Annotated in this window: 21 protein-coding genes and 1 riboswitch; of the genes, 19 read left to right on the forward strand and 2 right to left on the reverse strand. The window is 68.0% G+C overall.

What is annotated here, in order from left to right; genetic code table 11:
• The first annotated feature begins 22 nt into the window (after positions 1 to 22).
• The 10 genes from ACFFGN_RS14770 to ACFFGN_RS14815 all read left to right on the forward strand — a co-directional run bounded on the left by ACFFGN_RS14770 (position 23) and on the right by ACFFGN_RS14815 (position 10,698).
• Positions 23 to 889 carry a DUF881 domain-containing protein gene (locus ACFFGN_RS14770; RefSeq protein ID WP_380047652.1) on the forward strand — a complete coding sequence of 289 codons (867 nt, stop codon included), beginning with the start codon at positions 23 to 25 and terminating at the stop codon, positions 887 to 889.
• Complete coding sequence (locus tag ACFFGN_RS14775; RefSeq protein WP_328994590.1) at positions 886 to 1,218, forward strand: small basic family protein; 333 nt, start codon at positions 886 to 888, stop codon at positions 1,216 to 1,218. The genes ACFFGN_RS14770 and ACFFGN_RS14775 overlap by 4 nt, the downstream gene beginning before the upstream one ends.
• Before the next feature lie 13 nt (positions 1,219 to 1,231).
• Complete coding sequence (locus tag ACFFGN_RS14780) at positions 1,232 to 2,383, forward strand: DUF881 domain-containing protein (protein ID WP_380047655.1); 1,152 nt, start codon at positions 1,232 to 1,234, stop codon at positions 2,381 to 2,383.
• A 77-nt stretch (positions 2,384 to 2,460) separates the two neighbouring features.
• The gene (gene gcvH, locus ACFFGN_RS14785) at positions 2,461 to 2,841 is read left to right on the forward strand and encodes a glycine cleavage system protein GcvH (RefSeq protein ID WP_380047657.1); all 381 of its coding nucleotides are present in this window, start codon (positions 2,461 to 2,463) and stop codon (positions 2,839 to 2,841) included.
• 124 nt (positions 2,842 to 2,965) lie between these two features.
• Entirely contained in the window at positions 2,966 to 3,484 is a 519-nt protein-coding gene (locus ACFFGN_RS14790) for a zinc-ribbon and FHA domain-containing protein (protein WP_380047659.1), read from the forward strand.
• Between the two features lies 1 nt (position 3,485).
• The gene (ftsR, locus tag ACFFGN_RS14795) at positions 3,486 to 4,223 is read left to right on the forward strand and encodes a transcriptional regulator FtsR (protein ID WP_380047661.1); all 738 of its coding nucleotides are present in this window, start codon (positions 3,486 to 3,488) and stop codon (positions 4,221 to 4,223) included.
• Positions 4,224 to 4,395: 172 nt separating this feature from the next.
• Positions 4,396 to 4,887, forward strand: coding sequence for a bifunctional nuclease family protein (locus tag ACFFGN_RS14800; protein ID WP_380047663.1), 492 nt, complete (start codon positions 4,396 to 4,398; stop codon positions 4,885 to 4,887).
• Positions 4,888 to 5,623: 736 nt separating this feature from the next.
• On the forward strand, positions 5,624 to 6,247 hold the full coding sequence (locus ACFFGN_RS14805) for a MerR family transcriptional regulator (protein WP_380047665.1): 624 nt from the start codon (positions 5,624 to 5,626) through the stop codon (positions 6,245 to 6,247).
• A gap of 120 nt (positions 6,248 to 6,367) precedes the next feature.
• Positions 6,368 to 6,464, forward strand: a riboswitch (glycine riboswitch).
• A gap of 92 nt (positions 6,465 to 6,556) precedes the next feature.
• Complete coding sequence (gene gcvP / locus ACFFGN_RS14810; protein WP_380047667.1) at positions 6,557 to 9,406, forward strand: aminomethyl-transferring glycine dehydrogenase; 2,850 nt, start codon at positions 6,557 to 6,559, stop codon at positions 9,404 to 9,406.
• Positions 9,403 to 10,698, forward strand: a complete 1,296-nt coding sequence (locus ACFFGN_RS14815) for a serine hydrolase domain-containing protein (RefSeq protein WP_380047669.1) — start codon at positions 9,403 to 9,405, stop codon at positions 10,696 to 10,698. Before gcvP ends, ACFFGN_RS14815 begins: the two co-directional genes overlap by 4 nt.
• A gap of 3 nt (positions 10,699 to 10,701) precedes the next feature.
• Here ACFFGN_RS14815 and ACFFGN_RS14820 read toward each other — a convergent pair whose 3' ends face one another.
• Positions 10,702 to 11,787 (reverse strand): hypothetical protein, encoded by a 1,086-nt coding sequence (locus ACFFGN_RS14820; protein ID WP_380047671.1) that lies wholly within the window; start codon positions 11,785 to 11,787, stop codon positions 10,702 to 10,704.
• A gap of 304 nt (positions 11,788 to 12,091) precedes the next feature.
• Here ACFFGN_RS14820 and ACFFGN_RS14825 point away from each other — a divergent pair, with 304 nt between their 5' ends.
• The 7 genes from ACFFGN_RS14825 (at position 12,092) to ACFFGN_RS14855 (ending at position 20,323) form a co-directional block, all read left to right on the forward strand.
• On the forward strand, positions 12,092 to 13,591 hold the full coding sequence (locus tag ACFFGN_RS14825) for a pyridoxal phosphate-dependent decarboxylase family protein (RefSeq protein WP_380047673.1): 1,500 nt from the start codon (positions 12,092 to 12,094) through the stop codon (positions 13,589 to 13,591).
• The gene (locus ACFFGN_RS14830) at positions 13,588 to 15,300 is read left to right on the forward strand and encodes an IucA/IucC family protein (protein WP_380047675.1); all 1,713 of its coding nucleotides are present in this window, start codon (positions 13,588 to 13,590) and stop codon (positions 15,298 to 15,300) included. Before ACFFGN_RS14825 ends, ACFFGN_RS14830 begins: the two co-directional genes overlap by 4 nt.
• 2 nt (positions 15,301 to 15,302) lie before the next feature.
• Positions 15,303 to 15,851, forward strand: coding sequence for a GNAT family N-acetyltransferase (locus ACFFGN_RS14835; protein ID WP_380047677.1), 549 nt, complete (start codon positions 15,303 to 15,305; stop codon positions 15,849 to 15,851).
• A gap of 36 nt (positions 15,852 to 15,887) precedes the next feature.
• Positions 15,888 to 17,192 carry a lysine N(6)-hydroxylase/L-ornithine N(5)-oxygenase family protein gene (locus ACFFGN_RS14840; RefSeq protein WP_380047679.1) on the forward strand — a complete coding sequence of 435 codons (1,305 nt, stop codon included), beginning with the start codon at positions 15,888 to 15,890 and terminating at the stop codon, positions 17,190 to 17,192.
• Positions 17,189 to 18,988, forward strand: coding sequence for an IucA/IucC family protein (locus tag ACFFGN_RS14845; protein ID WP_380047681.1), 1,800 nt, complete (start codon positions 17,189 to 17,191; stop codon positions 18,986 to 18,988). The genes ACFFGN_RS14840 and ACFFGN_RS14845 overlap by 4 nt, the downstream gene beginning before the upstream one ends.
• A 77-nt stretch (positions 18,989 to 19,065) precedes the next feature.
• The gene (locus ACFFGN_RS14850) at positions 19,066 to 19,731 is read left to right on the forward strand and encodes a class I SAM-dependent methyltransferase (protein WP_380047683.1); all 666 of its coding nucleotides are present in this window, start codon (positions 19,066 to 19,068) and stop codon (positions 19,729 to 19,731) included.
• 169 nt (positions 19,732 to 19,900) lie between these two features.
• The gene (locus tag ACFFGN_RS14855; protein WP_380047685.1) at positions 19,901 to 20,323 is read left to right on the forward strand and encodes a DUF805 domain-containing protein; all 423 of its coding nucleotides are present in this window, start codon (positions 19,901 to 19,903) and stop codon (positions 20,321 to 20,323) included.
• Between the two features lie 223 nt (positions 20,324 to 20,546).
• Here ACFFGN_RS14855 and ACFFGN_RS14860 read toward each other — a convergent pair whose 3' ends face one another.
• The gene (locus tag ACFFGN_RS14860; protein WP_380047687.1) at positions 20,547 to 21,404 is read right to left on the reverse strand and encodes an LLM class flavin-dependent oxidoreductase; all 858 of its coding nucleotides are present in this window, start codon (positions 21,402 to 21,404) and stop codon (positions 20,547 to 20,549) included.
• A gap of 156 nt (positions 21,405 to 21,560) precedes the next feature.
• Between ACFFGN_RS14860 and ACFFGN_RS14865 the strand changes: the two genes are divergently transcribed.
• The gene (locus tag ACFFGN_RS14865) at positions 21,561 to 22,058 is read left to right on the forward strand and encodes a MarR family winged helix-turn-helix transcriptional regulator (RefSeq protein ID WP_380047689.1); all 498 of its coding nucleotides are present in this window, start codon (positions 21,561 to 21,563) and stop codon (positions 22,056 to 22,058) included.
• A gap of 881 nt (positions 22,059 to 22,939) precedes the next feature.
• Positions 22,940 to 25,264, forward strand: a complete 2,325-nt coding sequence (locus ACFFGN_RS14870; RefSeq protein ID WP_380047691.1) for a carbohydrate-binding protein — start codon at positions 22,940 to 22,942, stop codon at positions 25,262 to 25,264.
• The last annotated feature ends 48 nt before the right edge of the window (positions 25,265 to 25,312 follow it).

Consider the following 25,312-nt stretch of genomic DNA (forward strand, 5'->3'; position numbering starts at 1 on the left):
CACCGCGTGCAAGGATGAACCAGTGACTCAGCAGTCTCCACCCCGCTCCGCGCCGCCAGGGCAGACCCCGGCCGGCCAGCGGCGGCCCGACGCCTCGATGTCGCTGCTGAACAACCTGATGGCCCACCCACTCGACGAGGGGTATGCCGATGCCGCCCGGTCGCGCAGCCGTGACCCGGAGAAGCAGCGTGGCCTAGGGCAACGAATTCTCGGTGTCATCGCGATGGCGGCGGTTGGACTGCTGCTGGCCATCGCGGCCGCGCAGAACTACCGCAGCGCGCCCGAGGCGGAGAAGCAGCGCAACCAGCTGATCACCCGGATCGAGGACGCCGACGTCCGGCTGAACGAACTGCGCGGCGAGCAGTCCCGACTGGCGGGCGAGGTGCGCGGCCTGCAGGCGAGCGGCCTCGGCAATGACGCGGAAGGCACGCGGCTGCAGAAGGAGCTCGACCAACTGGAGCTGGAGACCGGTTCCGTGCCGGTCACCGGCCCGGGTCTGAAGGCCGTGGTCGACGACGCGAAGGACGCCACGAACAAACAAGGCCGGCTGCTCGACGTCGATCTGCAACAGCTGGTCAACGGGCTGTGGACCGCGGGCGCCGAGGCGATCTCGGTGAACGGCCATCGCCTCACCACCCTGACCGCAATCCGTGGCGCCGGTAGCGCGATCACGGTCGACTACAGTTCCCTGACTCCGCCGTACACGGTGCACGCGATCGGTGACCGGGCCACCATGCCCGCGCGATTCGCGCAGAGTTCCGGCGGACAGTGGATGCAGTATCTGGTCACGAACTTCGATGTCCGGATGACGATCACGACGGAGGACTCCTTGCTGGTGCCCGGCGATGCCACCATCGCGCTGCGATACGCGGAGGCGATGCCACGATGATCGCCGTACTCGGTCTGGTGCTCGGCGTGGTGATCGGCCTGCTGGTCGCGCCCGACGTACCGGAATGGGCGCAGCCTTATCTGCCGATCGCCGTGGTCGCGGCGCTCGACGCGGTGTTCGGCGCGCTACGGGCCTTCCTGGACGGGATCTTCGACGACAAGGTGTTCGTTGTCTCCTTCATCTCCAACGTGCTGATCGCGGCGCTGATCGTTTATCTCGGCGACCAGCTCGGCGTCGGCTCCCAATTGTCGACCGGGGTGGTGGTCGTGCTCGGTATCCGCATCTTCACCAACATGGCCGCGATCCGGCGCCACATCTTCCGGGCCTGACAGGGACGAAGCGATGAGCGATACGAACAACGACAACGCCCCGAGGGACGAGCAACCCACCACTCCGGCGCAGCAACCGACCACGCCGGAGCAGCCCGCCACGCCCGAGGTGCCCGGTACCACTGAGAAATCCGTCACGCCCAACCAAGCCGCCTCGCCGGAGCAGCCCGCCAGGCTCGGTACGCCGGAGCGACCCGTCGCGTCCGAGCAGCCTGGGGCAGGGGCGCGCCCCGGCGCGGCCGAGCAGCTTGGGGCAGGGGAGCGAGGTGCGGCTGGTCCGGACGAGACGCCAACCGAGCTCACGACCGCGGCGGCCCTGGCGCTCGAAGAGGCCGAGCGAACGCAACACCTCGTGCGAGTGGCCGACACCAAGCCCTCCGGCGACGCGGTAGAGCACCCGGCGAAACCGACGCCGATGCCCGGACCCAAACCGCCGAACCCGGCCTGGCGCCGGATCCGCGCGGGCTTCAAACCGTCCCGCGGCCAGGCCATCGTCGCCGTCGTACTCGGCCTGGTCGCGTTCATGGCCGTCGTACAGGTCAGGGTGAACCGGGCCGACGACGGATACGCCAACGCGCGACGCGAGGACCTGATCGCGATCCTGGACGGCCTGGGCAACTCCACCCGCCGGCTGGAGAGCGAGATCGTCGAACTCCAGGCCCGCAAGGAGTCCCTGTCGTCGAGTGCGGACAAAACCGCGACCGCCCGCCAGCAGGCCGAGGAGCAGGTCAAGGTGCTCGGCATTCTCGCGGGTACGGCGAAAGCCCAAGGTCCTGGCGTGCGCATCACCCTGAACGACCCCGAGGACAAGGTCACCTCGAGCAATCTGATCGACGCGATCCAGGAATTGCGCGACGCCGGCGCCGAGGCGATCCAGATCAACGGTTCGGTCCGGGTAGTCGCGAGTACGGACCTGGTCGACGATTCCCCGGGGGTGCGAATCGACGGGGAGAAGGTCGGTTCGCCGTACGTGATCGAGGCGATCGGCGATTCGCACAACCTCGCCGAGGCGGCCAATTTCCCCGGCGGTTTGATCAGCGAGATCGAGGGCCCGCAGGTCGGTGGCACCGCCGAGGTGACCGAGTTGCGCAGCATCCAGATCACCGCCTTGCACAGGCCGGACGAGCATCGCTACGCTCGCCCGGCGCCCAGCCCGACCAGGTGATCTCCAATCGCCTGAGCTGTCAGTTTTCCTGAGCCAGATCAAGCTGTGCCAGTTCCATTGAGCGAAAGAGGACAACGGTGTACCCCGAAGACCTGAAGTACACGGCCGAGCACGAGTGGGTGAAGACGGGCGAGGGGCCGACCCGGGTCGGTATCACCGACTTCGCGCAGGACGCACTCGGTGACATCGTGTACGTCCAGCTGCCCGAGGTCGGTGCCAAGGTGCGCGCCGGCGACTCGTGTGGCGAGCTGGAATCCACCAAGAGCGTCAGCGATCTGTACGCCCCCGTCAACGGCACGATCATCGCCGTGAACGAGGCCCTCGCGGACCAGCCCGACCTGGTGAACAGCGACCCGTACGGCGAGGGCTGGCTGCTGGACATCGACGTCGAGGACCCCGAAGAGGTCGAGGCGCTGATGGACGCGGAGACCTACCAGGGACAGCTCGAACAGAACTGATAGGTTAACCGGACCTCAACCGCTGGTTGAGGGTTGAGGTCCGGAATACCATCGGCATTCCGGTAGGGCAGTTCTTATATATCCGGGCGAAACACCGCTTTCCGGCGATCTGGAGGATGACAGTATGCCGTTCTGCAACCAGTGCGGGCACGAGAACTCCGAGGGCAGCCGGTTCTGCTCGCAGTGCGGATCGATGCTCCCTGGCGCTGACCGCCCGGTGACGCCGCCCGGCGTCAGCGACACCGCGATGCTGACCGCCATTGGCGCCGAACCGGAGACCGAGCGCTTCGACTCCGGCGAGCAGTTGTCCGACGAGGACGAGGCCGCCGTCAGCGCGCTGCCGGCCGGATCCGCTTTGCTGATCGTGCAGCGTGGACCGAACGCGGGCAGCCGCTTCCTGCTCGACACCGACGTGGTGACCGCCGGTCGGCACCCCGACAGCGACATCTTCCTGGACGATGTCACCGTCTCCCGCCGGCATGCCGAGTTCCGGCGTGAAGGCAACGGCGTGAAGGTGCGCGACGTGGGCAGCCTCAACGGCACCTACGTGAACCGCGACCGGATCGACGAGCTCTCCCTGGCGAACGGGGATGAGGTCCAGATCGGCAAGTACCGCCTGGTCTACTACGCCAGCGGCCAGTGAGGTGACCAGCGGCAGTCCGCAGCCGGGTTTCAGCATCGGTGAGGTGCTGGCCCGGCTCCGTCCCGACTTCGAGGAGATCTCGATCTCGAAGATCCGCTTCCTGGAGGCGGAAGGGCTGGTCGAGCCGGCCCGTACTTCGTCGGGCTACCGCCGGTTCACCGAGCAGGACGTGGCCCGGCTGCGGTATGTGCTGTCGGCCCAGCGCGACCACTACCTGCCGCTGAAGGTGATCAAGGAACACCTGTCCGCGATGGACCGCGGTCTGCGCCCGCCGGCGATCGCCACCGCGAACCCGGAACCGCCCTCGGATCTGGCCGAGCCCGCCGATCTGCCCACCGCGCACGACTTCAGCCCGCCGTCGACCGATCTGCGGTTGACCCGGGCGGAGCTGCTCACCGCCGCCGGCATCACCGACGAGGTCCTCGGCCAACTGGAGAACTACGGCCTGGTCATCGCGCGAGACGGGCACTACGACGGCGAGGCCCTGCTGATCGCGAAGACCGCGCACGAACTGGCGTCGTACGGCGTGGAACCGCGCCACCTCCGCCCGTTCCGTACCGCCGCCGACCGCGAGATCGGCCTGATCGAGCAAGTGGTGAGCCCGCTCGCGCGTCAGCGTGGTTCCGAAGCCGCCCGCAAGGCCGACGACACCGTCAAGGAACTGGCCGCGCTCTCGGTCCGCCTCCACGCCGCCCTGGTCCGCTCCGGCCTCAAACGCCCCCGCGGCGCCAAACGCTGACCACTTCCGCGAGTACGCCGTACGCGCCTTCGTCAGCACGCCGTACACCGACGCCGGGTGCGCAGTACGCCGACGCCGGGTGCGTCGTACGGCGGGGCTGGGTGGTTGGGCGAATCGCCCGGGGCGCGCCTGGTCGGCCCGGGCCTTCCCGGCCGCAGAGTAGGCTGAAGATGTGCGCGAAGTCGACGTAGTCGGAGTACGGGTTGAAATGCCCTCGAGCCAGCCGATCGTCCTGTTGAGGGAGGTCGGTGGCGAGCGCTACCTGCCGATCTGGATCGGGGCAGCGGAGGCGAGTGCGATCGCGTTCGCCCAGCAGGGCATGGAACCACCGAGACCGCTGACCCACGATCTGTTCGCCTCGGTGATCGAGTTGCTCGGTCACCGGCTCACCCAGGTCCGGATCGTGAATCTGAACGAGGGTGTGTTCGAGGCGGTCCTGGTATTCGACGACAAGACCGAGATCTCGGCGCGTCCGTCGGACTCGATCGCCCTGGCGCTGCGGACCGGCACGCCCGTGTTCTGCGCGGACGAGATCCTCGCCGAGGCCGGTATCCCGGTGCCCGAGCTGGACTCCGCCGACGACGAGGTCGAGGAAGAGGAAGAGGTCGAGCGCTTCCGCGAGTTCCTCGACCACGTCTCACCCGAAGACTTCGACAAAAGCTGACCCAGCCCCCTCCACGCCTCCGCCGGTCCGCCCCGCCCTCTGCTACCGCGGCCCCGCCGGCAGCGCGTACCTGTGGATACCCCCGCCACGGTCGGACCCACTATGCGGTCGCCCAGTCGCCCTTTACCGAGGATGACCGGAGTCCTGTGGATATCCACGCCACGGTCGGACGCAAAATGCGGCCGCCTGGTCTCGCCCTAACAGGCGCGACCGGGGAGCTGTGGATACCGCTGCGACGGTCGGACGCAAAATGCGGGTGCCCGGTCTCCCTTAACAACCGCGACGCGACCGGGGAGCTGTGGATACCGCTGCGACGGTCGGACGCAAAATGCGCCCGTGGAGCGTTCAGCGGGGTCCGAGGACCATGCGAGCGTTCCCCGGCGCGCATTTCGGGTCCGACCGTCACAGAGGTATCCACAGGGTGACCGTATTTCGGGTCCGACCGTGGCAAGCGTTGTGCACAGGTGGCCGTTTTTCGGGTCCGACCGTGGCGGCGGTATCCACAGGGGGCCGTATTTCGGGTCCGACCGTGGTTGTGGTGTTCACCAGGGTGGGGGAGTCTCGACCTCAGGTAACGATTGAGGCTGGTTGATGCGACACGCACTTCGCTCGATGCCCACGTCGTTGACCGGCCCTGTCCCGCGGCCTACCGTGAAGGAGTTGTGGGGTTTGTAACTCCACGGATGTGATCCGCTCCTTTCAGGCATCAGCACGGTTTTACTAGGGAGGCTCTGGCGTGACACGCACCGGCGACACCGATGTGACGGCGCAGACCGTCGCACAAGAGAGGTCGGAAGCGCACGCCGAGGCCGCCGCGACCGCGGGTGTGCAGGGTCTGCTGTTCGACGACGACCTGTCACCGATGCCGGACGATGTCGGCTTCCGCGGTCCGACCGCGTGTGCCGCCGCCGGTATCACCTACCGCCAGCTGGACTACTGGGCCCGGACGGGTCTGGTGGCTCCGACCGTGCGCCCGGCGACGGGTTCGGGCACGCAGCGGTTGTACGGCTTCCGCGACGTTCTCCTGCTCAAGGTGATCAAGCGCCTGCTCGACGCGGGAATCTCGCTGCAGCAGATCCGTACGGCGATCGCCCACCTGCGTGAGCAGGGCATGGACGATCTGACCCAGATCACGCTGATGAGCGACGGCGCGAGCGTTTACATGTGCACCTCGCCGGACGAGGTCATCGATTTACTCGCCGGTGGCCAGGGCGTGTTCGGTATCGCGCTCGGTGGCGTCTGGCGTGAGGTCGAGGGCTCACTGTCCGAGCTGCCGACCGAGCGCGTCAGCAGCGACGGCGACAGCGGTCACGCGAACGACGAGCTCGCCGCCCGCCGCCGTGCCCGCATGACCGGCTGACCCGGCAACAAAAGCTGTCAGCAAGTACGACGAGCCTGCGGTGGTACGACTACCGCAGGCTCGATGCTGGACCGGGGGTACCACGCTGGTACGCTCGGGGAGTAGTTGAACTACCGCCGTGCACAGCACTCGGGAGAGTCCCAGGCCGTTATCGCCTGGGCGCCGAAGGGGCAATTCCTCCCCGGAACCTCTCAGGCCCATGGACCGGGTGCCACAGGCGACTCTGAAGTGGGTGCGGTCTGCCCGTGACAGAGGGGGAGGGCGACCTGCAGCACCGACATCCTTGTCAGCAGCAACGGAGCCTTCTCGATGACTGAATCCCACCCGCAGACCTCCGCCGTGTTCGCCGACCGGCACATCGGGCCCCGCCCGGACGAGGTCGCGCGCATGGTGCAGACCCTGGGTTACGCCGATGTCGACGCCCTCGTCGACGCCGCCGTACCCGCCTCGATCCGGTCCACCGAGCCGCTTCGGCTGCCGGAACCGGCCTCCGAGGTCGACGCCCTGACCGAGTTGCGGGGCCTTGCCGCGCGCAACAACGTCGCAACCTCGATGATCGGCCAGGGCTACTACGGCACGTTCACCCCCTCGGTGATCGTCCGCCGTCTCGTCGAGAACCCCGCCTGGTACACGGCCTACACGCCGTACCAGCCCGAGATCTCCCAGGGCCGCCTCGAGGCACTCCTGAACTTCCAGACGGTCGTTTCCGACCTGACCGGCCTGCCGACCGCGAACGCCTCCCTGCTCGACGAGGGCACGGCCGCCGCCGAAGCGATGACCCTGGCCCACCGGTCGAACAAGAAGTCCAAGTCGAACCGGTTCCTGGTCGACGCCGACTGCTTCGCCCAGACCATCGCCGTCGTACAGACCCGCGCCGAGGCCCTCGGCCTGGACGTGGTGGTCGCCGATACGACCGACGGCCTGCCGGAGGGCGACTTCTTCGGCGTGCTCGTGCAGTACCCGGGCTCGGGTGGCGTCGTGCGGGACCTCAAGCCGCTCGTTGACGCGGCGCACGAGTCCGGCGCGCTGGTCGCGGTGGCGACGGATCTGCTGGCGCTCACGCTGCTGACTTCGCCGGGCGAGGCCGGTGCCGATATCGCGATCGGCTCGTCCCAGCGCTTCGGCGTACCGCTGTTCTACGGCGGTCCGCACGCGGGCTTCATGGCGGTTCGTGCCGGCCTCGAGCGTTCGTTGCCCGGTCGCCTCGTTGGTGTCTCGCGGGATGTCGACGGCGCGCCGGCGTACCGGCTGGCGCTGCAGACGCGCGAGCAGCACATCCGCCGTGAGAAGGCGACCTCCAACATCTGTACGGCGCAGGTGCTGCTCGCCGTTGTCGCCTCGATGTACGCGGTCTACCACGGGCCCGACGGCCTGAAGGCGATCGCGACGCGCGTCCACGAGCACGCCGATAGCCTGGCCGCGTCGCTTCGCGCGGGTGGCGTCGAGGTCGTCCATGACAACTTCTTCGACACCGTGCTCGCGCGGGTTCCGGGCCGTGCGGCGGATGTCGTCGACAACGCCCGGCAGACCGGTATCTGGCTGCGCCTCGTCGACGCGGATCACGTCGGCATCTCCTGTGACGAGAAGACCGACGCCACCGCGCTCGGCCGGGTTTGCCGCGCCTTCGGCGTCACCTTCGACGGGTCACTCACGGGTTCCGCGCTGCCGGCCGAGGTCACTCGCACCAGCGAGTACCTGACCCACCCGGTCTTCAACACGCACCGGTCCGAGACGGCCATGCTGCGCTACCTGCGCAAGCTGTCGGACTACGACTACGCGCTGGACCGCGGCATGATCCCGCTCGGTTCCTGCACGATGAAGCTGAACGCCACCACCGAGATGGAGGCGGTCACCTGGCCGGAGTTCGCGGATCTGCACCCGTTCGCGCCGATCGAGGACGCCGCCGGCTACGTGAAGCTGATCTCGCAGCTGGAGCGCTGGCTGGCCGAGGTCACCGGCTACGCGAAGGTATCGATCCAGCCGAACGCCGGTAGCCAGGGCGAACTCGCCGGCCTGCTGGCCATTCGCTCGTACCACCAAGCCCTGGGCAACGGTGACCGCGATGTCTGCCTGATCCCCGCCAGCGCGCACGGCACCAACGCCGCCTCCGCGGTGATGGCCGGTATGAAGGTTGTGGTTGTCAAGGGCAACGACGACGGCACGATCGACCTGGACGACCTGCGGGCCAAGGCCGAGCAGCACCAGGAGCGCCTCGCCGCGATCATGATCACGTACCCGTCCACCCACGGCGTGTACGAGGAGAGCGTCAAAGAGGTGTGCACGACTGTGCATGAACATGGCGGCCAGGTGTACGTCGACGGCGCCAACCTGAACGCCCTGCTCGGTCTGGCCAAGCCCGGCCAGTTCGGCGGCGACGTCAGCCATCTCAACCTGCACAAGACGTTCTGCATCCCGCACGGTGGCGGCGGTCCCGGCGTGGGCCCGGTCGCCGTGGCGGAGCACCTCGCGCCGTACCTGCCGAACCACCCGCTGCTGGAGCAGGCCGGTCCCGAGTCCGGCGTCGGCCCGATCAGCGCGGCGCCGTTCGGCTCGGCCGGTGTGCTCGCCATCTCCTGGGCGTACATCCGGATGATGGGTGCCGAGGGCCTGACCGCCGCGACGAAGGCCGCCGTACTGACGGCCAACTACGTGGCGAAGCGGCTCGAGGGCGCGTTCCCGGTGCTGTACACCGGCGAGAACGGCCTGGTCGCGCACGAGTGCATTCTCGACCTGCGCCCGATGACGAAGGAGACGGGAATCACCGTCGACGACGTCGCGAAGCGCCTGATCGACTACGGCTTCCACGCGCCGACGATGTCGTTCCCGGTCGCGGGCACGCTGATGGTCGAGCCGACCGAGTCCGAGGACTTGGGCGAGCTGGACCGCTTCTGCGACGCGATGATCGCGATCCGGCACGAGATCGACCGCGTGGTGGCGGGGGAGTGGCCGGCCGACGACAACCCGCTGGTCAACGCGCCGCACACCGCGTCGGCCGTGATCAACGACAAGTGGGAGCACGCGTACACCCGCGAAGAGGCCGCGTTCCCGCAGTCGGTCGACCGGACCGCGAAGTACTGGCCGCCGGTTCGCCGCATCGACGGCGCGCACGGTGACCGCAATCTGATCTGCAGCTGCCCGCCGCCGGAGGATTTCGAGTGACCTCTGTCCGTCCTGATACCGCCGCCGCTCTCCTTCGGGAGGTGGCGGCGGTTCAGTCTGCGTCCCGCTTGCCGTCGCTGGTCGCGGGCGTGGTCCGCGACGGAGAGCTGGTCTGGTCGGCCGCTCGCGGCCGGTTCGCGGATCGCGGTGGTGCGTTGCCCGGCCCGGACACGCAGTACCGGATCGGGTCGATCACGAAGACGCTCACGGCGATCCTGGTGATGCAGTGCCGGGACGACGGCCTGCTCGCGCTGTCGGACCCGATCGGCAAACACCTGCCCGGTATCGGGTACGGCCATCTGACGGTACGGAACCTGCTCGCGCACTCCGGCGGTATGAACGCCGAGCCGGTCGGGGACTGGTGGGAGCGCAACCCGGGGGTGTCGTTCGAGCAACTCGCGGCCGCGTTGGACGAGTCGATCGCCGCGGGTGTGCCGGATCGCCGGTTCCACTACTCGAATCTCGGCTTCGGCCTGCTTGGCGAGTTGGTCACGCGCCTGCGGGACAAGCCGTGGATGGAGCTGGCCCAGGCGCGCGTACTGGATCCACTCGGGATGCGCCGTACGACGTACCTGCCGCAGGCTCCGGCCGCGCAGGGGTTCTCCATCCATCCGTGGACGCATCGCCTCGACGACGAGCCGGCGTACGACTCGGGGGCGATGGCGCCGGCGGGGCAGTTGTGGAGCACGCTGGAGGACCTCGCGCGCTACGCGTCGTTCTGGATCGACCCGGTTTCGGAGGTACTCGCCCCGGCGACGGTCGATGAGATGGCCGCGCCGATGGCGAACGACCCGAACGAGGGATTGACTGCGAGCTACGGACTCGGCCTTCGGTTGCATGCGGACGACCCGCACGTGCTGACGGGTCATACCGGCTCGATGCCGGGATTCCTGGCCGGGCTGTTCGTGGACCGGGGCCGCCGGATCGGGGCCGTCACGCTCGCGAACGCCACCAGCGGAAAGGCCCCGAGCCTCGCGCTGGAGCTGGTCCGGAAGGTGGGCGCGCTGGAACCGCCGCTGCCACCCGAGTGGGTGCCCGAGCCGGAACTGCCCGTGGGTGAGGAACTGCTCGGGCCTTGGCATTGGGGAAATACGCCGTACCTGATGACGATCGAGGGCGGCATTCTCGTCCTGGCCAATCCCGACGGCAGCCGGGTCACCCGGTTCCGCGTCATCGGCAAGGACCTCTACGAAGGCCTCGACGGCTATTTCGCCGGCGAACGCCTCCAGGCCCACTCCACCCACCTCAACCTCGCCACCTTCATCCTCACCCGCACGCCTTACGCCGGCTGACGGTCAGGCTCTCCGCGGGCCGCTCGGACGGTGGGTCAGGGTGACGAGGGAGATCGGGTCGTCATCGGCCGCAGGGGCCGAAAAGCCTTTGGCCTGTACGGAGTACATGACTCTGATCGCGGCTCCGTCGATCCGAACGGTGTCCTGGTTGGCGGAGTGACGGGCCCAGTCCGGGTAGAGCGCCCGGAAGCCGGCGCACGTTGTCGCGCCGCCGGGGAACAACGAGGCCGAGCGCGGATGCGCCTTTTCGTCTTCGTTGTACGACGAGTCCACCATGCGCAGGGACAGCTCCGTCACCGTGCCGTCCTGGAAGTCGATCCGCAGGCCGGCCGGCGCGACGCGTACGAGCTCGAAGCCGGGACTCCTGTCGTCGGGAAGCATCTCGCTCTCCCAGGAGGTCGGCTCGCCGGAGGCCGCGATCGCACGCGCGACCGACTCGTCACCGATGTCCCGGCCGAGCAGATCGAGGAAGACAGTGAGCTCGCCGTCGGCGGTTGCTTCCGCGGCCCTGATCGTTCGGACCCGCTCCAGCAATGCCGACATGCCGGGGGAAACCGACGGGTCTGCCGATGGTGCGACGGCTTCGGCGGCGCGCCAGAACAGGTCGTCCGTGCCGGTGGCCGTTGCGGTCGCACCCGCGGCGATCACGATCTCGAACGACGGTCCGTCATCGGCTTGCAAGGCGGAAGCCGGGTCGAACAGTTGCCGGATGGTGACGGCGTACGAGCCGTTCGGCACCTCGACGAACCAGTCGGTCGCCATCGGGCCGGGGAGGCGCCCGAGGCCGTCGGCGGCCGAGGTCAGATCGGTGTAGTTCACCAGGTACAGCTTGTTGTCGGTCACGTCGATCTGCCCGGTCAGTTCCCGGTGGGACGGGGCATCCGAAGCCTCGTCGACGAACGTGATCTCGAACTCGCCGCCGCCGAGGGGACTCGTTTGCCAGACGATCGCGTGTCCCGCCTGCAGTTCACGCTCGAAATGGTCGATGAGATCGGGGTCGAGCAGAACCCAATCGACCTCCTGCTGATAGCTGGCGAGGTCGACCAGCGCGAGGATGCCGTCGTCATCGTGGATGTCCAGGGTTCGCATCGCTCTCCCGCTGATTGGTGTCCGACGATGCTGTCAGATTGAAGGTGCTCTGGCGGCCGTAAGAGTATCGAGGTCGAAGGAGCCAACGCCGTCACCAACCTGGCCGCCCACGGCTGGAACGGCGAGCGTGAGGATCGCCACGTTGCGTGGTGTGCTGGTGTCTGCAGGTGGTGGAAAATGCCGGTACCGACCGGGTGACCGGGATCTGGACGGCGCGCGGCTGAGTTGACAGGGACCAGCCCCGGAGACATAGGTTAGGCCTGCCTTACTAAGGCTTACCTAACAAACTCTTCTGGAGATCTGGATGCCGCATCAGGCGCGTCTGACCGTGCTGAGCTCTGTTCCGACCCGACCGGAGAAGTGGCCGCTGGCGACCACCGTCTCCGACCGCGACCGTGGCCCCATGCCGGCCGGTTCGCCCGCCGCCGTGCTGGGTCGTACGACCGAGTTACTCGGTGAGGCCCGCGTTCCCGCCACTGGTGTCGGCGAGTCGACCGCGCTGGCCCTGATGAGCGATCTGCTGGACGACAACGGCATCGACCTGAGCCACCCGTTCGCCGCCGCGCACCTGCAGCCGCCGGTGCTCCAGGTCGCGGTCGACGCCGACATGATGGCCTCCGCGAGCAACGCCTCGATGGACACCTACGACTCCGGTCCGGCCACGCTCGCGGTCGAGAAGTGGGTGGTTCAGGCGCTCGCCGAGCTGGCCGGGTTCGGCCCGCAGGCCGACGGCGTACTGACGCCGGGTGGTTCGATCTCGAACCTGCTGGCCGTGCTGCTGGCCCGCGACAGCGCCGCCGCCGCGGTCGGCATCGACGTACGGCGCAACGGGCTGCAGGGTCTGCACCGCCCGGTGGTGTTCTGCTCGGAGCTGGCGCACTTCTCGGTGCAGCGGGCCTGCGCGGCGCTCGGCCTCGGCGAAGACGCGGCCATCACGATCCCCAGCGACGACCAGTTCCGGATGCGGACCGACCTGCTGGAGCTGGAACTCCGTCACCAGGGCCGTACGCCGCTCGCGGTGATCGCGACCGCCGGTACCACCGACTACGGCTCGATCGATCCGATCGCGGAGATCGCGGAGCTCGGCCGCCGGTACGGCGCGTGGGTGCACGTGGACGCGGCCTACGGATTCGGCGCGCTGTTCTCGGACCGGCTCGCGCCGTTGCTCGCGGACCTGCCGCTGGCCGACTCGGTCACGCTGGACCTGCACAAGATCGGCTGGCAGCCGGCCGCGACCAGCATGTTGCTGGTGGCCGACCGGAGCCGGTTCACCTCGTTCGACCGGTCGGTGGACTACCTGAACCCGGCCGACGACATCGACTCGGGGCTGGACGGACTGCTCGGGCGCAGCCTGCAGACCACCCGCCGTCCGGACGCGGTGAAGGTCGCGACCACGTTGACGGCTTACGGGCGGTCCGGACTGGGCACAATGCTCGACACCTGTCACGAGCTCGCGCACGCGGCCGCCGCCCGGGTCGTCGCGGACAGCTCCCTGGAGCTGCTCGCACCGGTGACCCTGACGACCGTGCTGTTCCGGGTCGCGGGTCAGGACCTGGACGCGGCCGGCCTGGACGCCGTCCAGGGTGAGGTCCGGCGGCGGTTGCTGACGTCGGGTCGCGCGCTGATCGGCCGGACCAAGGTGCCGGCCCGAGGTAACCGGCCCGCCGTGGTGGCGTTGAAGCTGACGCTGCTGAACCCCAATGCCACCCCGACGGACATCGAGGGTCTGCTGGACCTCGTCGTGGCTACAGGGCACGAGGTGCTGGCCGGCCGCCGGGAGGCGAACGGAGAGGGCGCGGCGTGACCCATCCAGCCAACACTGGTCCGACCGAGGCGGAGCACATCTCCGTCGAGGCGCACCTTAATGCCGTGCTGCGCTGCTGGACCCGGGAGACCGGGATCGCGGTGCAGCCGGGCCGGCTGTCGATCGAGCTACCGATCAGCGCGATCACGATCACCGCTGAGGTCAGCCATGCCTCGCGGACCGGCCTGCACCAGTTCAGCCGGGTTCAGGTGAGGACCGCTTCAGGTGGCGTGGTCCCCGCCGACCCGGCCGAACTGGTGCGACTCCTCGCCGAGGAGATCCGATCGGAACCGGGCGAGGTGGCCGACCTGGTGTCGCGTACCGCCGAGTCCGTTCGCAACGTCACGACCTTCGTGGGCGCGAGTGGTTCGGCTCGCAGTCCGATGGGGCGGTTCCTGGATGCCGAGCAGGCCTTGCTGCTCGGCCACCTGAATCACCCGGCACCGAAGAGCCGTGACGGTCTGGAAGGTGTGGAACTGGCGACGTACTCGCCAGAACTGGGCGGCGCCTTCCAGGTGCACTGGTTCGCGGCGGACGCCGATCTGGTGTCCGCGGACCAGGTGGCCGGCGCGCCATCACTGCAGGGACTGGACGCTCTGCAGCTGATGGCCGCGCTGGCCGGCACCACTCCCGAGCCGGGCACCGTGCTGGTGCCGGCTCACCCGTGGCAGGCCGCCGACGCCGTACGACGGCCGCGGGTCGCCGCGCTGCTGGCCAGCGGACGGCTGAAGGCTCTCGGCCCGCTGGGTGCCCAGTGGTACCCGACCTCCAGTCTGCGCACGGTCTATCACCCGGACCTGCCGGTGATGCTCAAACTCTCTCTCGGCCTGCGCATCACCAACTCCCGGCGTGAGTCCACCCGCACCGAGTTGCGGCGTGGTCTGGAGATCAACCGTCTGCTCGACGCCGGATACGCCGGCGAAACGAAGCAGGCTCATCCCCGGTTCGCGATCGTGCGCGATCCGGCCTGGGTGGCCCTCGACGAACCCCAGGCCCAGGGCGGCCCGGCCCTGACCGGCCTGGATGTCGCGGTTCGCGAGGTGCCACCCGGGATCGACTCGTACGCCTGCCTGGCCGGACTGGTCGCGCCGCGCCCGGGCGGCCTGAGCCGGCTGGGCGAGGCCGTCGCGTCGCAAGGGCCTGACGCCGCGCAGACCTGGGTGGCGACGTACATCGATGAGGTTCTGGTGCCGATGCTGCACCTCTACGCTGCCACCGGGATCGGCCTGGAGGCGCATCAGCAGAACACCCTGGTCAAGACCGATGTTGCGGGCCGAGTCGCCGGTGGCGCCTATCGCGACAACCAGGGCTACTACCTGGCGTCGTCGTACCTGGACGGTCTGCTGAAGGTCAGCGGCGAGAGCGACTCCACCCTCGCGGTAGTCGAAGACCCGATCGTGGACGATCGGCTGACGTACTACCTGCTGCACAACCAGGCCCTCGCTCCGGTCGGCTGTCTCGCCATGGACGGCCTCGCGGACGAGAACGACCTGCTGGCCGTCGTACGGGATCGGCTGGACGCGGCGCTGCCCGGGCTGAAGGCGGCCGGGCCGGACGGTGATCGGTTGGCCCGGCGCTGGCTGACGGCGGAAACCCTGCCCTGCAAAGCGAATATCGCCACCCGGCTGAAGGGCATCGACGAGGTGGTCGCGCCGCTGGACAACCAGTCCGTGTACGTCGACGTGCCGAACCCGCTGGCGGTGGTCTGACCGTGACGGCCCTGGCGGAAGGCTCGTGCGGGTCGTTGCACCTGGACGACGGGCTCGACCTGCGTCCCGCTGTTGCAGGTGACGCGCCCACCATCGCCTTGTGGATGAGCCGTCCGCACGTGCAGCGGTGGTGGCGGCAGGACTGGTCCGTCGAACGCTGGGCGCAGCAGATCGCCGAGCAGTCGGCGGGAGAGCATTCGCTGCCGTGCGTGGTGTCGCTCGACTCCGAGCAGTTGGGATACGTCGAGCTGTACCGGGTGCGGCACGACCGGATCGCGGACTACTACGAGTACGACGTGCACGACTGGGGTGTTCACGTCGCGATCGGGGAGCCCGCCCGGACCGGTCAGGGGATCGGCCGGCGGTTGCTGGCCGCGGTGGCCGCTGCCGTGCTGCGGGCCGATCCCCGCTGCCCGCGGGTTGTCGCCGAGCCCGACGTGACCAACGTGGGCTCGGTGCGCGCGTTCGCCGCGGCCGGGTTCGAGACCGTCGGTGAGATCGACCTGCCGGAGAAGAAGGCCGTGCTGATGATGCGGCCGCGTAGTACCTGAAGTGAGGCAACTGTTGAGAAACAAGGAAGGTTCCAGATGAGCACCGCCCACCCCGCCTACGACGCGATCGCGATCGGTTGCGGGCCGTTCAACCTCGGTCTGGCCGCACTGGCCAGCGGGCTGGACGACGTGAACCTCGCCGTGCTGGACGGACGACCGGAGCTGACCTGGCACCGCGGTCTGATGTTCGGTGACGCGATGCTGCAGGTCTCCTTCCTGGCCGACCTGGTCAGCCTGGTCGAGCCGGCGCACCCGCTGTCCTTCCTGTCCTACCTGCGGGACAACGACCGGCTGTACCAGTTCTACGTCCGGGAGAAGTTCCACCCGACCCGCCGTGAGTACGAGGCCTATCTGCGCTGGGCCGCCGCGCAGCTCGACTCGCTGCACTTCGGGCACCAGGTCGAGCACGTCCGCTGGAACGGCGACGACTTCCAGCTGACGGTTGCCCGTGGCAACGAGAAGGCCGAGCTGGCCGCCCGGCACCTCGTGCTCGGCGTCGGTACGGAGCCGTCGGTTCCGCCTGCGCTGCAAGGCCTTCCCGCGGAGAAGTTCCTGCACTCAGCCGACTACCTTTACCGGCGCGACGACTTGCTGAAGGCCGGTCGCGTAACAGTGGTCGGCTCGGGTCAGTCCGGCGCCGAGTGCGCGCTCGACCTGCTCCGGGCGAACTCGGACGGCGGTCCGGCGGTCAACTGGCTGACCCGGACGCCGTCGTTCGCGCCGCTGGACTACTCCAAGCTCGTGCTCGAGATGACCACACCGTCGTACGTTGACTACTTCCACGAATTGGCCGAGGCCTCGCGGGATCGGCTGGTCAAGGAGCAGTGGCGCCACTACAAGGGCATCTCGTCCGACACGCTGGACGACATTCACGACGTCCTGTACCAGCGCGACCTCGGTGCCGAACCGGTCGCGCCGGTTGAGCTGCAGTGCGGTGTCGCGGTGGAGTCGGCCGTTGCCGGTGAGGACGGTGTCGAGCTGACGTTGCGGCACACGGACAGCGGGCGCACCTTCAAGCACCAGACGGATGTCGTGATCGCCGCGACAGGTTATCGGAACCGCCCGCTGCCGTTCCTGGGTGAGCTGGTCGACCGGGTGAAGCTGGACGCGGCCGGCCGCTGGACGATCAACCGGGACCACAGCGTGGCGGCCGAGGGTGATCTGGCCGGACGGCTCTTCGTGGCGAACGCCGACCTGCACAGCCATGGTGTTGCCGCACCCGACCTCGGAATCGGGGCCGTGCGCAACGCGGGCATTCTCAACGCGATCGCCGGGCGCGAGTGCTTCCGCCTGCCCAAGCAGACGGCGTTCACCACTTTCGCGGTGCCGGGCGCCGAATGACCTCAGCTTCCGCAAGCTGGGCAGCTTCCTCAGCCTCGTCGGGTGATTGGGAGCGGGCCTCCGCGGCGCTGCTGGCCAAGCTGATCGGCCAGTTGTGCGCGGAGGAACTGCTCACGCCGATGGATGACCGGCTCGACCTCGGGGGAGCGTCGTACAGCTTCACCTCACGTCGCGGCGCCTTCGGCAGTTGGCGGATCGACCCGGCGTCGATTCGCCGTACGGTCACGGGGATCCTCGGCAACGACGAGAGCGAACCGGCCATCGACCCGGCGCAGTTCATCGTTGATGCCGCCTCGGCTTTGCGGATCAGCGGTCAGACCGTCGCCGGGTACATCGCCGAACTCAGCAGCACGCTCGCCGCCGATGTCGCGATGGCCTCGACCGCGGTGCGGAACGACGAGCTGATCGGGCGGCACCACAGCGAGCTGGAAGGCCATCTCACCGGACACCCGTTGCTGGTCGCGAACAAGGGCCGCCTCGGGTTCTCCGCGAAGGACTCGCGCCGCTATCCGCCCGAGGCCCGTACCCGGTTGCGTTTGACCTGGCTCGCCGTACGGCGTGGGCTGGCCGAGTTCCGCGGTACGCCGGATCTGTCCGAGCATTCGGTCCTTGCGGCGGAGCTGGATCCGGGCACGGTCGAGGTATTCCGGCAGGTGTTGTCCGACGCGGGTTATGACCCGGATACCTATGTCTGGTTGCCATGTCACCCGTGGCAGCTGGATCATGTCGTTCGCACGCAATGGGCCCGCGAGCTGGCGACCGGGCAGATCGTTGTACTCGGCAAGAGTTCTGACGAATACCTGCCGACACAGTCGATTCGCACGATGGTGAACGTGTCGGCGTTCGGCCGGTACCAGGTCAAGCTGCCGCTGAAGATCCTCAACACCTCGGTCTATCGCGGCATCCCCGAGCACTGCAGCCTGGCCGCGCCGATGGTGACGCAATGGCTCAAGGGCCTTTGGCAACGAGACGAGGTGCTCTCGAAACTCGGCACCGAACTGCTCGGCGAGGTGGCGTCCGTGACGGTTCGGCATCCGCAGTTGTCGAACGCGCCGGGCGTTCCCTATCAGTGGGTCGAGACGCTCGGCTGTATCTGGCGTGAACCGCTCGACCCGCGCCTCCAGCCCGGGGAGACCGCGTGGCCGCTGGCCGCCGTACTGCACGTGGACTCGGCCGGAAAGCCGTTGCTGGCGGACTTGATCGCCCGGGCCGGGTGCGACGCGGACGCGTGGATCGGCGCGTTGCTCGCGGCGTTGCTCCGGCCGTTGTTGCACGTGATGCACCACTACGGCATCACGGTGAACCCGCACGGCGAGAATCTGATGGTGGTCTGCGGTCCCGAGGGGTTGCCCGCACGGATCGTGATCAAGGACCTGGTCGACGACGTGAACCTCTCGACCGAACCGGTGGCCGCGCGCGGCATGGAACCCGATGGCCATGACCGGGTGTTACCGCGAAAGCCCTGGCATGTTCTGCGGCAGTATCTCGTGGACGCGTTGTTCCTCGGCGTGCTCGGACCGATGGGCGACGTACTCGAGGACGCCGGGTTGATGCCGTCGGCACGCCTGTGGGGTCTGACTCGCGGTGAGATCGAGCGGTATGCCGCCGCCAATCCGGCGTACGCCGATCGTCTCGCGGCGACGGGTCTGCTCGACAAGACGTACGCGCGATATCCCTTGAATGGTTACCGGTTGAGCCTGGGCTACGCCGATCTCGACACCCGGCCGCCCGTCCCGGTCACCGGTCGGATGCCGAATCCGATGTACGACGTACCGGCCGAACCGCTGCGCGGCTGACGACAGCGAAACCATCTTCGCGTAGGCTGCTCGGGTCCCGTCGGCATCACCGCGGCGGGACGACCACGGGGAGCAAGATGAAGACTGGTTACGTAGAGCTCGCACGGGCTCAGCAAGAACGATGGCAGGCGGCGTATGCGTCGGATCCCCGGCTGCATGGCGCCGAACCCTCGCAGGCCGCCAGGTGGACGACCCGCCTGTTCGCGGCCGCGGGCATCGACGACGTACTGGAACTCGGCGCCGGCCAAGGTCGTGACGCGCTGTACTTCGCCCGGCAGGGATTCAGCGTGCATGCCACCGACTTCAGCGAGACCGCGCTCGACCAGCTCCGGCTGGCCGCGCAGCGCGAAGGCCTCGACGACCGGGTGACCGCCGCGCTGCACGACGTACGCGATCCGCTGCCGCCGGCCGACGGCACGGTCAACTCGGTGTACGCGAATCAGCTGCTCAGCATGGCGTTGTCGCGCGACGAACTGCGCGGGCTGGTCGCGGAGATCCGGCGGGTACTGCGACCGGGCGGCCTGTTCGTCTACACAGCGTGGTCAACCGATGACGCCTCGGTTGCCTGCGGCATCGACCACGGTGACGATCTGTTCGAGCAGAACGGGTTCGCGGTTCGGTACTTCGACCGCGAGCTGGTGGACGAACTCGCCGAGGGCTGGGAGTTCGGCGCGGCCGACGCGTGCACCGAGGGTCCCGAACCACGGCGGCTGTGGCGAGTCACCCAGGCCAAGCCCGCCTAACGGCCTAGCCGTGCTTGCGCTGGTGACTGGCTGAACTTGCTTCGGCGACCCCAGCGGATGATACCTATTCGCTGCCTGGGTGTTCGGCGTGTTTTGTTGCGGTGACACCTAGGAGGCGACACGTTGTCTGTGCATACCACATCGCCCAAAACGAGCAGGAGCACAACACATGGAGTGGTACACCGGGGTCCTCAAGAAGTACGCGGACTTCAGCGGCCGGGCCCGCCGCAAGGAATTCTGGATGTTCGCGCTGATCAGCTTCATCATCTCGATCGTGCTGTCGATCATCGACAGGTTCGCCGGGCTGACCTACGGTACGGCGCCTTACGAGTACGGCATCCTCACCACGCTGTACGGCCTGGCCGTGCTGGTCCCGTCGATCGCAGTCAGCATTCGCCGGCTGCACGACATCAACAAGCCTGGCCTGTGGTTCCTGATCTACCTGATCCCGTGCGTCGGTTTCGTCTTCTGGATCATCTTCAACGTCAAGGAAGGCGACGCGGGCGCCAACCAGTACGGCCCGGACCCCAAGGCCGCCGAGCGCGGCAACCAGCCCTTCCCCGGCGGCGAGCCGGGTTACCCGACCGTTTGATCCTGCACCAACTGATCCCGCACCAACGCACGACTCCGGGCTGACCACACCACGGTCGCTCGATCGGAACGCCCGCCGCGGACGGTCTTCGCGGCGGGCGTTGCCGTTTCCCGCGTCCGACCGTCAGTAGGTTGTTGTCCGCCGCCAGCCCGCGAGTGGTGGTGTTGTGACGGCATTGGCTCGCGAGTGGTTTTGACGGCACCTCGGTGTGAACGTGCGGGAGCTAGGCGGCTTCGCGGACCAAGGGGATGACGTCTGCGGCCACACGATCGGCCTCGTCGTCGCGGACCTTGAGGTTGAAGGTGGTGAAGCCGAGGCGCGTGAACTCGATGAGGCGTTCCGCGATCTGCTCGGCCGTACCGCTGACCACGTGCTCCGCATCGCTCTTGCCCAGCCGTACGTCCAGCAGATAACCGAGTTCGATCTGGCTGATATCGCGCCCGGCGGATTCGGCGGCGGCCGCGATCCGCGAACGCATGGCCGGAATGGCGTCCGGTGGGGCATGGCCGAGCGACGGGATCCAGCCGTCGGCGAGCCGGCCGGTCAAGGCGAGAGCTCGCGGGCCGAACGTGCCGACCCAGATGGGAATCGGGTACGTCGGCTTGGGCTCGAGCGGTGCCGCCGCGGTACGGAAGACGCGTCCGTCGTACGACAAGGCCGGCTCGGTCCACAGTCCCCGGGTGATCTCGATCGCCTCCGCGAGTCCGTCGACCTTGTCTCGCGCCGAGGGGACCGGCAGGCCGAATGCGCGCAGTTCGCCATCAGCGGCACCGGCGCCGAGCCCCAGCGCGAATCGCCCGCCGGACAGCCGGGACAGGGACTCGGCCATCTTCGCGACCAGGCCCGGATTGCGGAACGGTACGCCGAGCACACGTGACATCACCGTCAACCGGCTGGTGTGCGCGGCCATCCAGGTCAGCATCGTCCAGTTCTCGAAGCTCGGCGCGGTCCCGCTCGGATGATCGGAAGCCGAGACGAAGTCGAACCCGAGCGCCTCCGCCCGCTGCGCGGCACGAACCGGATCCACCATCGGCCCGGGTCCGAAGGAAGTGGCCGGCACGTCCAGCCCGAAGGTGATCATGAACGGGCTTTCGGGGAATCGCCGTACATGGGTGACCGGCCTGATGTGGCTAGCGGTGGCGATGTGTTTGACATATCAAGCAAGCTAGTTCCTCTCTGTTTGACATGTCAAACAGAGAGGCTACGCTGGCGCCATGAGCGCACCGGGATCGACGACATGAGTGGACCGCGATGGCTGACGCCGGCCGAAATGCGTGCCTGGCTGGGATATCGGCGCTTGCGGACCCTGCTCGATCTGCAGATCACGCGCGATCTGGCCGCAGACTCGGGGCTGTCGGACGCCGACTACGACGTGCTCTCGACGGTTTCGGATGCGGACGGCCGGCGGATGCGGGTTGGGGAGTTGGCGGCACATATGGCGTGGTCCGTCAGCCGGTTGTCCCACCACGTCAGCCGGATGGAGCAGCGCGGTCTGGTCAGCCGTGAGAGCAGTGCCGACGACGGTCGGGGTTTCACGGTCGCGCTCACGGACGAAGGCTGGACAACCCTCCAAGCCGCCGCTGTCCATCACGTCGAGTCCGTCCGCGAGAACTTCGTCGACCTCCTGACCCCGGCCGAGCTCAAATCCTTCGCCACCATCACCGAAAAACTCGTCGCCCACCTGACCATCGCCACCCCACCAACCCCACCCCGCGCCACCCGCCAACACCGCTGACGCAAGAACGCCCCGCACCCCCGCCCGCGTCCGTCCCGCGTCGCCGTCGGCGTCGGCGTCGGTGTCGGTTCCGTCGCGCGTTCGTGTTGGGGTGCGTCCGGCGTCGGCGTGGGGTCCGTCCCGCGTCCGCGTCGGCGTCGTCCGTTCGTCGTCGGTCGGCGACCTTTCGTACTGCCGATCGCCGCGTCGTCACCTCGTGCTTCGCCGCTTCACCTTTGCGCCTAGCCCTTCTTTAGGAGTCTGCTGGACATTTCTGCAGCGGAATTTTGTCCAGCAGACTCCTAACGATGTGCATACGAGGCCCGCGGGTGGAGGTGGGTCGTGGTGCATGGCGGGCTGCGCTTCGAGGCGGCGGTCCTAGCGGGGAAACGGGGTCTTAGCAGGGGGAGCCGGGTCGGTGCAGGAGTAATAACCCCTGCATGGACACCGTTTGAGGTGCTCGGTTCCACGAAGTGTCCCCAGTGCGGCTGCTGAGGCGCGCCAGCCCAGCGAACCCACCTGACGCTCCGGCCGGGATCCCGTACGCCGCCGCTCCCGACCTGCCGCGCCGAGGTCCGCACCTCCCCGAGTGGACGCGTGCACATGCGACGACTCGCGGTACCGGGTGTGCATTCGTGACGGCTCGCGATATCGGGTGTGCACGCGTCACGGCTCGCGGTGGTGGGTGGGCGTCGCGCTTGCTGCGGCAGGCGTACGGATCGGTCGGTGGTCGGTGAACCCGCCGAACCGTTGAGAACAACCGGAGGAGGAGCGCCATCATGCCGCTCGATCTGATAGGCAAGGGCAAGGTCCGAGCTTAGTTCAAGACGTGGACGAAGGGCGGTTGAAGGGTTACAGTCGCTGCTCGATGCAAGCGGTTTCCTTCGAGCGAGGAGATATTCGTGAGGCGAACCTTCACTGCGGCGGCGGTGATGACCGCTGCGGCCGGCCTGGTTCTGGCCGCCGTCGGCCAGCCCGCGAGCGCCGGCCGGCTGATGGCCGGAAATGACGCCCAGCGCGCGAGCGCCGGTCGGCCGCTGGCCGGGAATGACCTCCAGGCCGCAGCGGGGCCAGCGGTGGTTGGCGACCAATCGGGACGGAGGGCCGCCGTCACCGGCACCTACTCCAGTGGTCCGGCGCAGGCGTGGCAGCCGTTGCCTACGACTTACGTCACCGACGGCACCAGCGACGGCGCGGGCGGTGTAGACGCGACGGTGGTGATCGATCCGAGCGCGCTTCGCCAGCGTTACACCGGAATCGGGTTCTCCCTCGACGAGACCAGTGTCTCCAACCTCTGGAAGCTCACGCCTGCCGAACGTGACCGGGCGATCCGGCTGCTGGTCGACCCGAAAACGGGAGCCGGGTTCGAGCGGTTCCGCTTGACCATCGGCAGCCCTGACCTGATCGAGCACCTGCCGTTCTGGTCGTACGACGAACTGCCCGCGGGCGTGACCGAGGACTTCGGGTTGAAGTACTTCTCGATCGAGCGGGACGTCGACGCGCACATCATCGACACCGTCAAGCTGATCCAGCGGTACAACCCGCGCGCGACGTTCCTCGCCTCGGCGTGGAGCGCGCCGGCCTGGATGAAGACCAACAACCGTTTCACCGGCGAGGTCGCCCTTCTCCCCGGCAGCACGACGGCCTACTACCAGGTCGGCAAGTTGCGGGACGACTGCATCGACGTCTTCGCGCGGTACTACGTCAAGTTCCTGCAGGCGTACGCGAAGCTCGGTGTGAAGGTCGACGCGCTGACTCTGTTGAACGAACCCGGGATCGACGTCGTCTACCCGGCGATGGACATCAGCATCGACCAGCAGAAGAAGCTCGCGGTCGCGATCAAGCGTGCGGTCGAGCGTGCCGGGCTGCGCACCGAGCTCTACGTGCACGACTTCAACTTCTACGACTGGCGCGACCCGAACAGCACGCAGACGAAGAACTATCACCGCATCTTCGACGATCCGCAGACGCGCCGGGCAGCGGACGCGATCGCGTTTCACCCGTACTGGGGTGATCCGAAGGTGATGCGCGACGCGTACGAGCAGACCGGTAAGCCGGTGCACATGACCGAGACCAACATCTTGTCGCCCGCGACGATTCTGGAGTATTTCCGGCTGGACGCCTCGTCGTACGTGATGTGGGCGCAGGCGACCGACCAGGACGGCGGCACGCTGCACTGGACGCCGTCGAAGGACAACAACATCGACTGGGCCGAAGTCGGTCGCACGATGAAGTGGCCGAACCGCCTCGTCAAGGTCAACACCACCACGCAGACCTTCACGGTCCGGGACGAGCTGTACGCGATGGGCCAGTTCGCGAAGTACGTCGGCCCGGAGCACGTGCGCGTCGAGTCGAGCGCCACCGTCAACGGCGTCAGCAACGTGATCTTCAAGGACCGTGGCGACCGCTTCGTCGCGATCCTCGCCAACTCCAACGCGACGCCGACGACCGTGCGTGTGGTGCTCGGCGGTGAGTCGTTCAAGACAACCGTGCCCGCGAACTCCTTCGCGACGTACCGCTGGAAGGGTGACGTTCCGTCGGCGCGCGGCAACCACGCGCCGGTGCTGGGCGGCGTTCCGGATGTCGCGGTTGACCAGTACTCGACCACTCAGCTGAAGCTGACCGCGACCGATCGGGACCGCGACCGGCTCGCGTACTACGCCACCGACCTTCCGGCGGGCGTCAGCCTCGACGCGCGTACCGGCGCGGTGACGTTGAAGCCAACCGTTGCCGGTGAGCTGAAGCTGAAATTCCGGGTCACGGATGGCGCGGCGAACGACGAGATCGCCGTTCAGGTGACCGTCCGGCCCCAGGGCACGCCGGTGGGGGAGAAGGCCGAGGCCGAGTCGTACGTCGCGCAGAGCGGTTGGACCGACGGCGGCGCGGACTTCGTCGAGAACAACCCGGCGGCGAGCGGCGGCAAGAACATCGGTTGGACGGCGCCCGGTAAATGGCTGCAGTACCGCCTGGACGTCGCGCAGGCCGGTACGTATGACCTGGAGTTCCGCGTTGCGAACGGCACGGGTGCGGTTGCGCCGGACGCCGTATCGTTGCGCGACTCCGCGGGCGCCGTACTGGCGAAGGTTTCGGTACCGGACACCGGCGGCTGGGCCACGTACCAGTCAGTCCACACCCAGGTAACGCTGCCGGCCGGGGAACAAGTGGTCACCGTCTTCTGCGAAACCGGCGGTTTCAACCTCGACTACCTGAAGCTGAGCGCCAGATAAAACGTGTGGGCCGGCCGGGACGGTCGGCCCACACGTCCGTTCGACGGC

Source organism: Kribbella deserti, assembly GCF_042434725.1.
Lineage (GTDB): Bacteria > Actinomycetota > Actinomycetes > Propionibacteriales > Kribbellaceae > Kribbella > Kribbella deserti.

Excerpts from the sequence above, each read along its gene's own strand:
- ACFFGN_RS14790 (WP_380047659.1), top strand. The coding sequence starts at position 2,966 with ATGCCGTTCTGCAACCAGTGCGGGCACGAGAACTCCGAGGGCAGCCGG.
- ACFFGN_RS14865 (WP_380047689.1), top strand. The coding sequence starts at position 21,561 with ATGAGTGGACCGCGATGGCTGACGCCGGCCGAAATGCGTGCCTGGCTG.
- ACFFGN_RS14775 (WP_328994590.1), top strand. The coding sequence starts at position 886 with ATGATCGCCGTACTCGGTCTGGTGCTCGGCGTGGTGATCGGCCTGCTG.
- ACFFGN_RS14850 (WP_380047683.1), top strand. The coding sequence starts at position 19,066 with ATGAAGACTGGTTACGTAGAGCTCGCACGGGCTCAGCAAGAACGATGG.
- ACFFGN_RS14855 (WP_380047685.1), top strand. The coding sequence starts at position 19,901 with ATGGAGTGGTACACCGGGGTCCTCAAGAAGTACGCGGACTTCAGCGGC.
- ACFFGN_RS14840 (WP_380047679.1), top strand. The coding sequence starts at position 15,888 with ATGAGCACCGCCCACCCCGCCTACGACGCGATCGCGATCGGTTGCGGG.
- ACFFGN_RS14820 (WP_380047671.1), bottom strand. The coding sequence starts at position 11,787 with ATGCGAACCCTGGACATCCACGATGACGACGGCATCCTCGCGCTGGTC.
- ACFFGN_RS14780 (WP_380047655.1), top strand. The coding sequence starts at position 1,232 with ATGAGCGATACGAACAACGACAACGCCCCGAGGGACGAGCAACCCACC.
- ACFFGN_RS14860 (WP_380047687.1), bottom strand. The coding sequence starts at position 21,404 with ATGATCACCTTCGGGCTGGACGTGCCGGCCACTTCCTTCGGACCCGGG.
- ACFFGN_RS14825 (WP_380047673.1), top strand. The coding sequence starts at position 12,092 with ATGCCGCATCAGGCGCGTCTGACCGTGCTGAGCTCTGTTCCGACCCGA.
- gcvP (WP_380047667.1), top strand. The coding sequence starts at position 6,557 with ATGACTGAATCCCACCCGCAGACCTCCGCCGTGTTCGCCGACCGGCAC.
- ACFFGN_RS14845 (WP_380047681.1), top strand. The coding sequence starts at position 17,189 with ATGACCTCAGCTTCCGCAAGCTGGGCAGCTTCCTCAGCCTCGTCGGGT.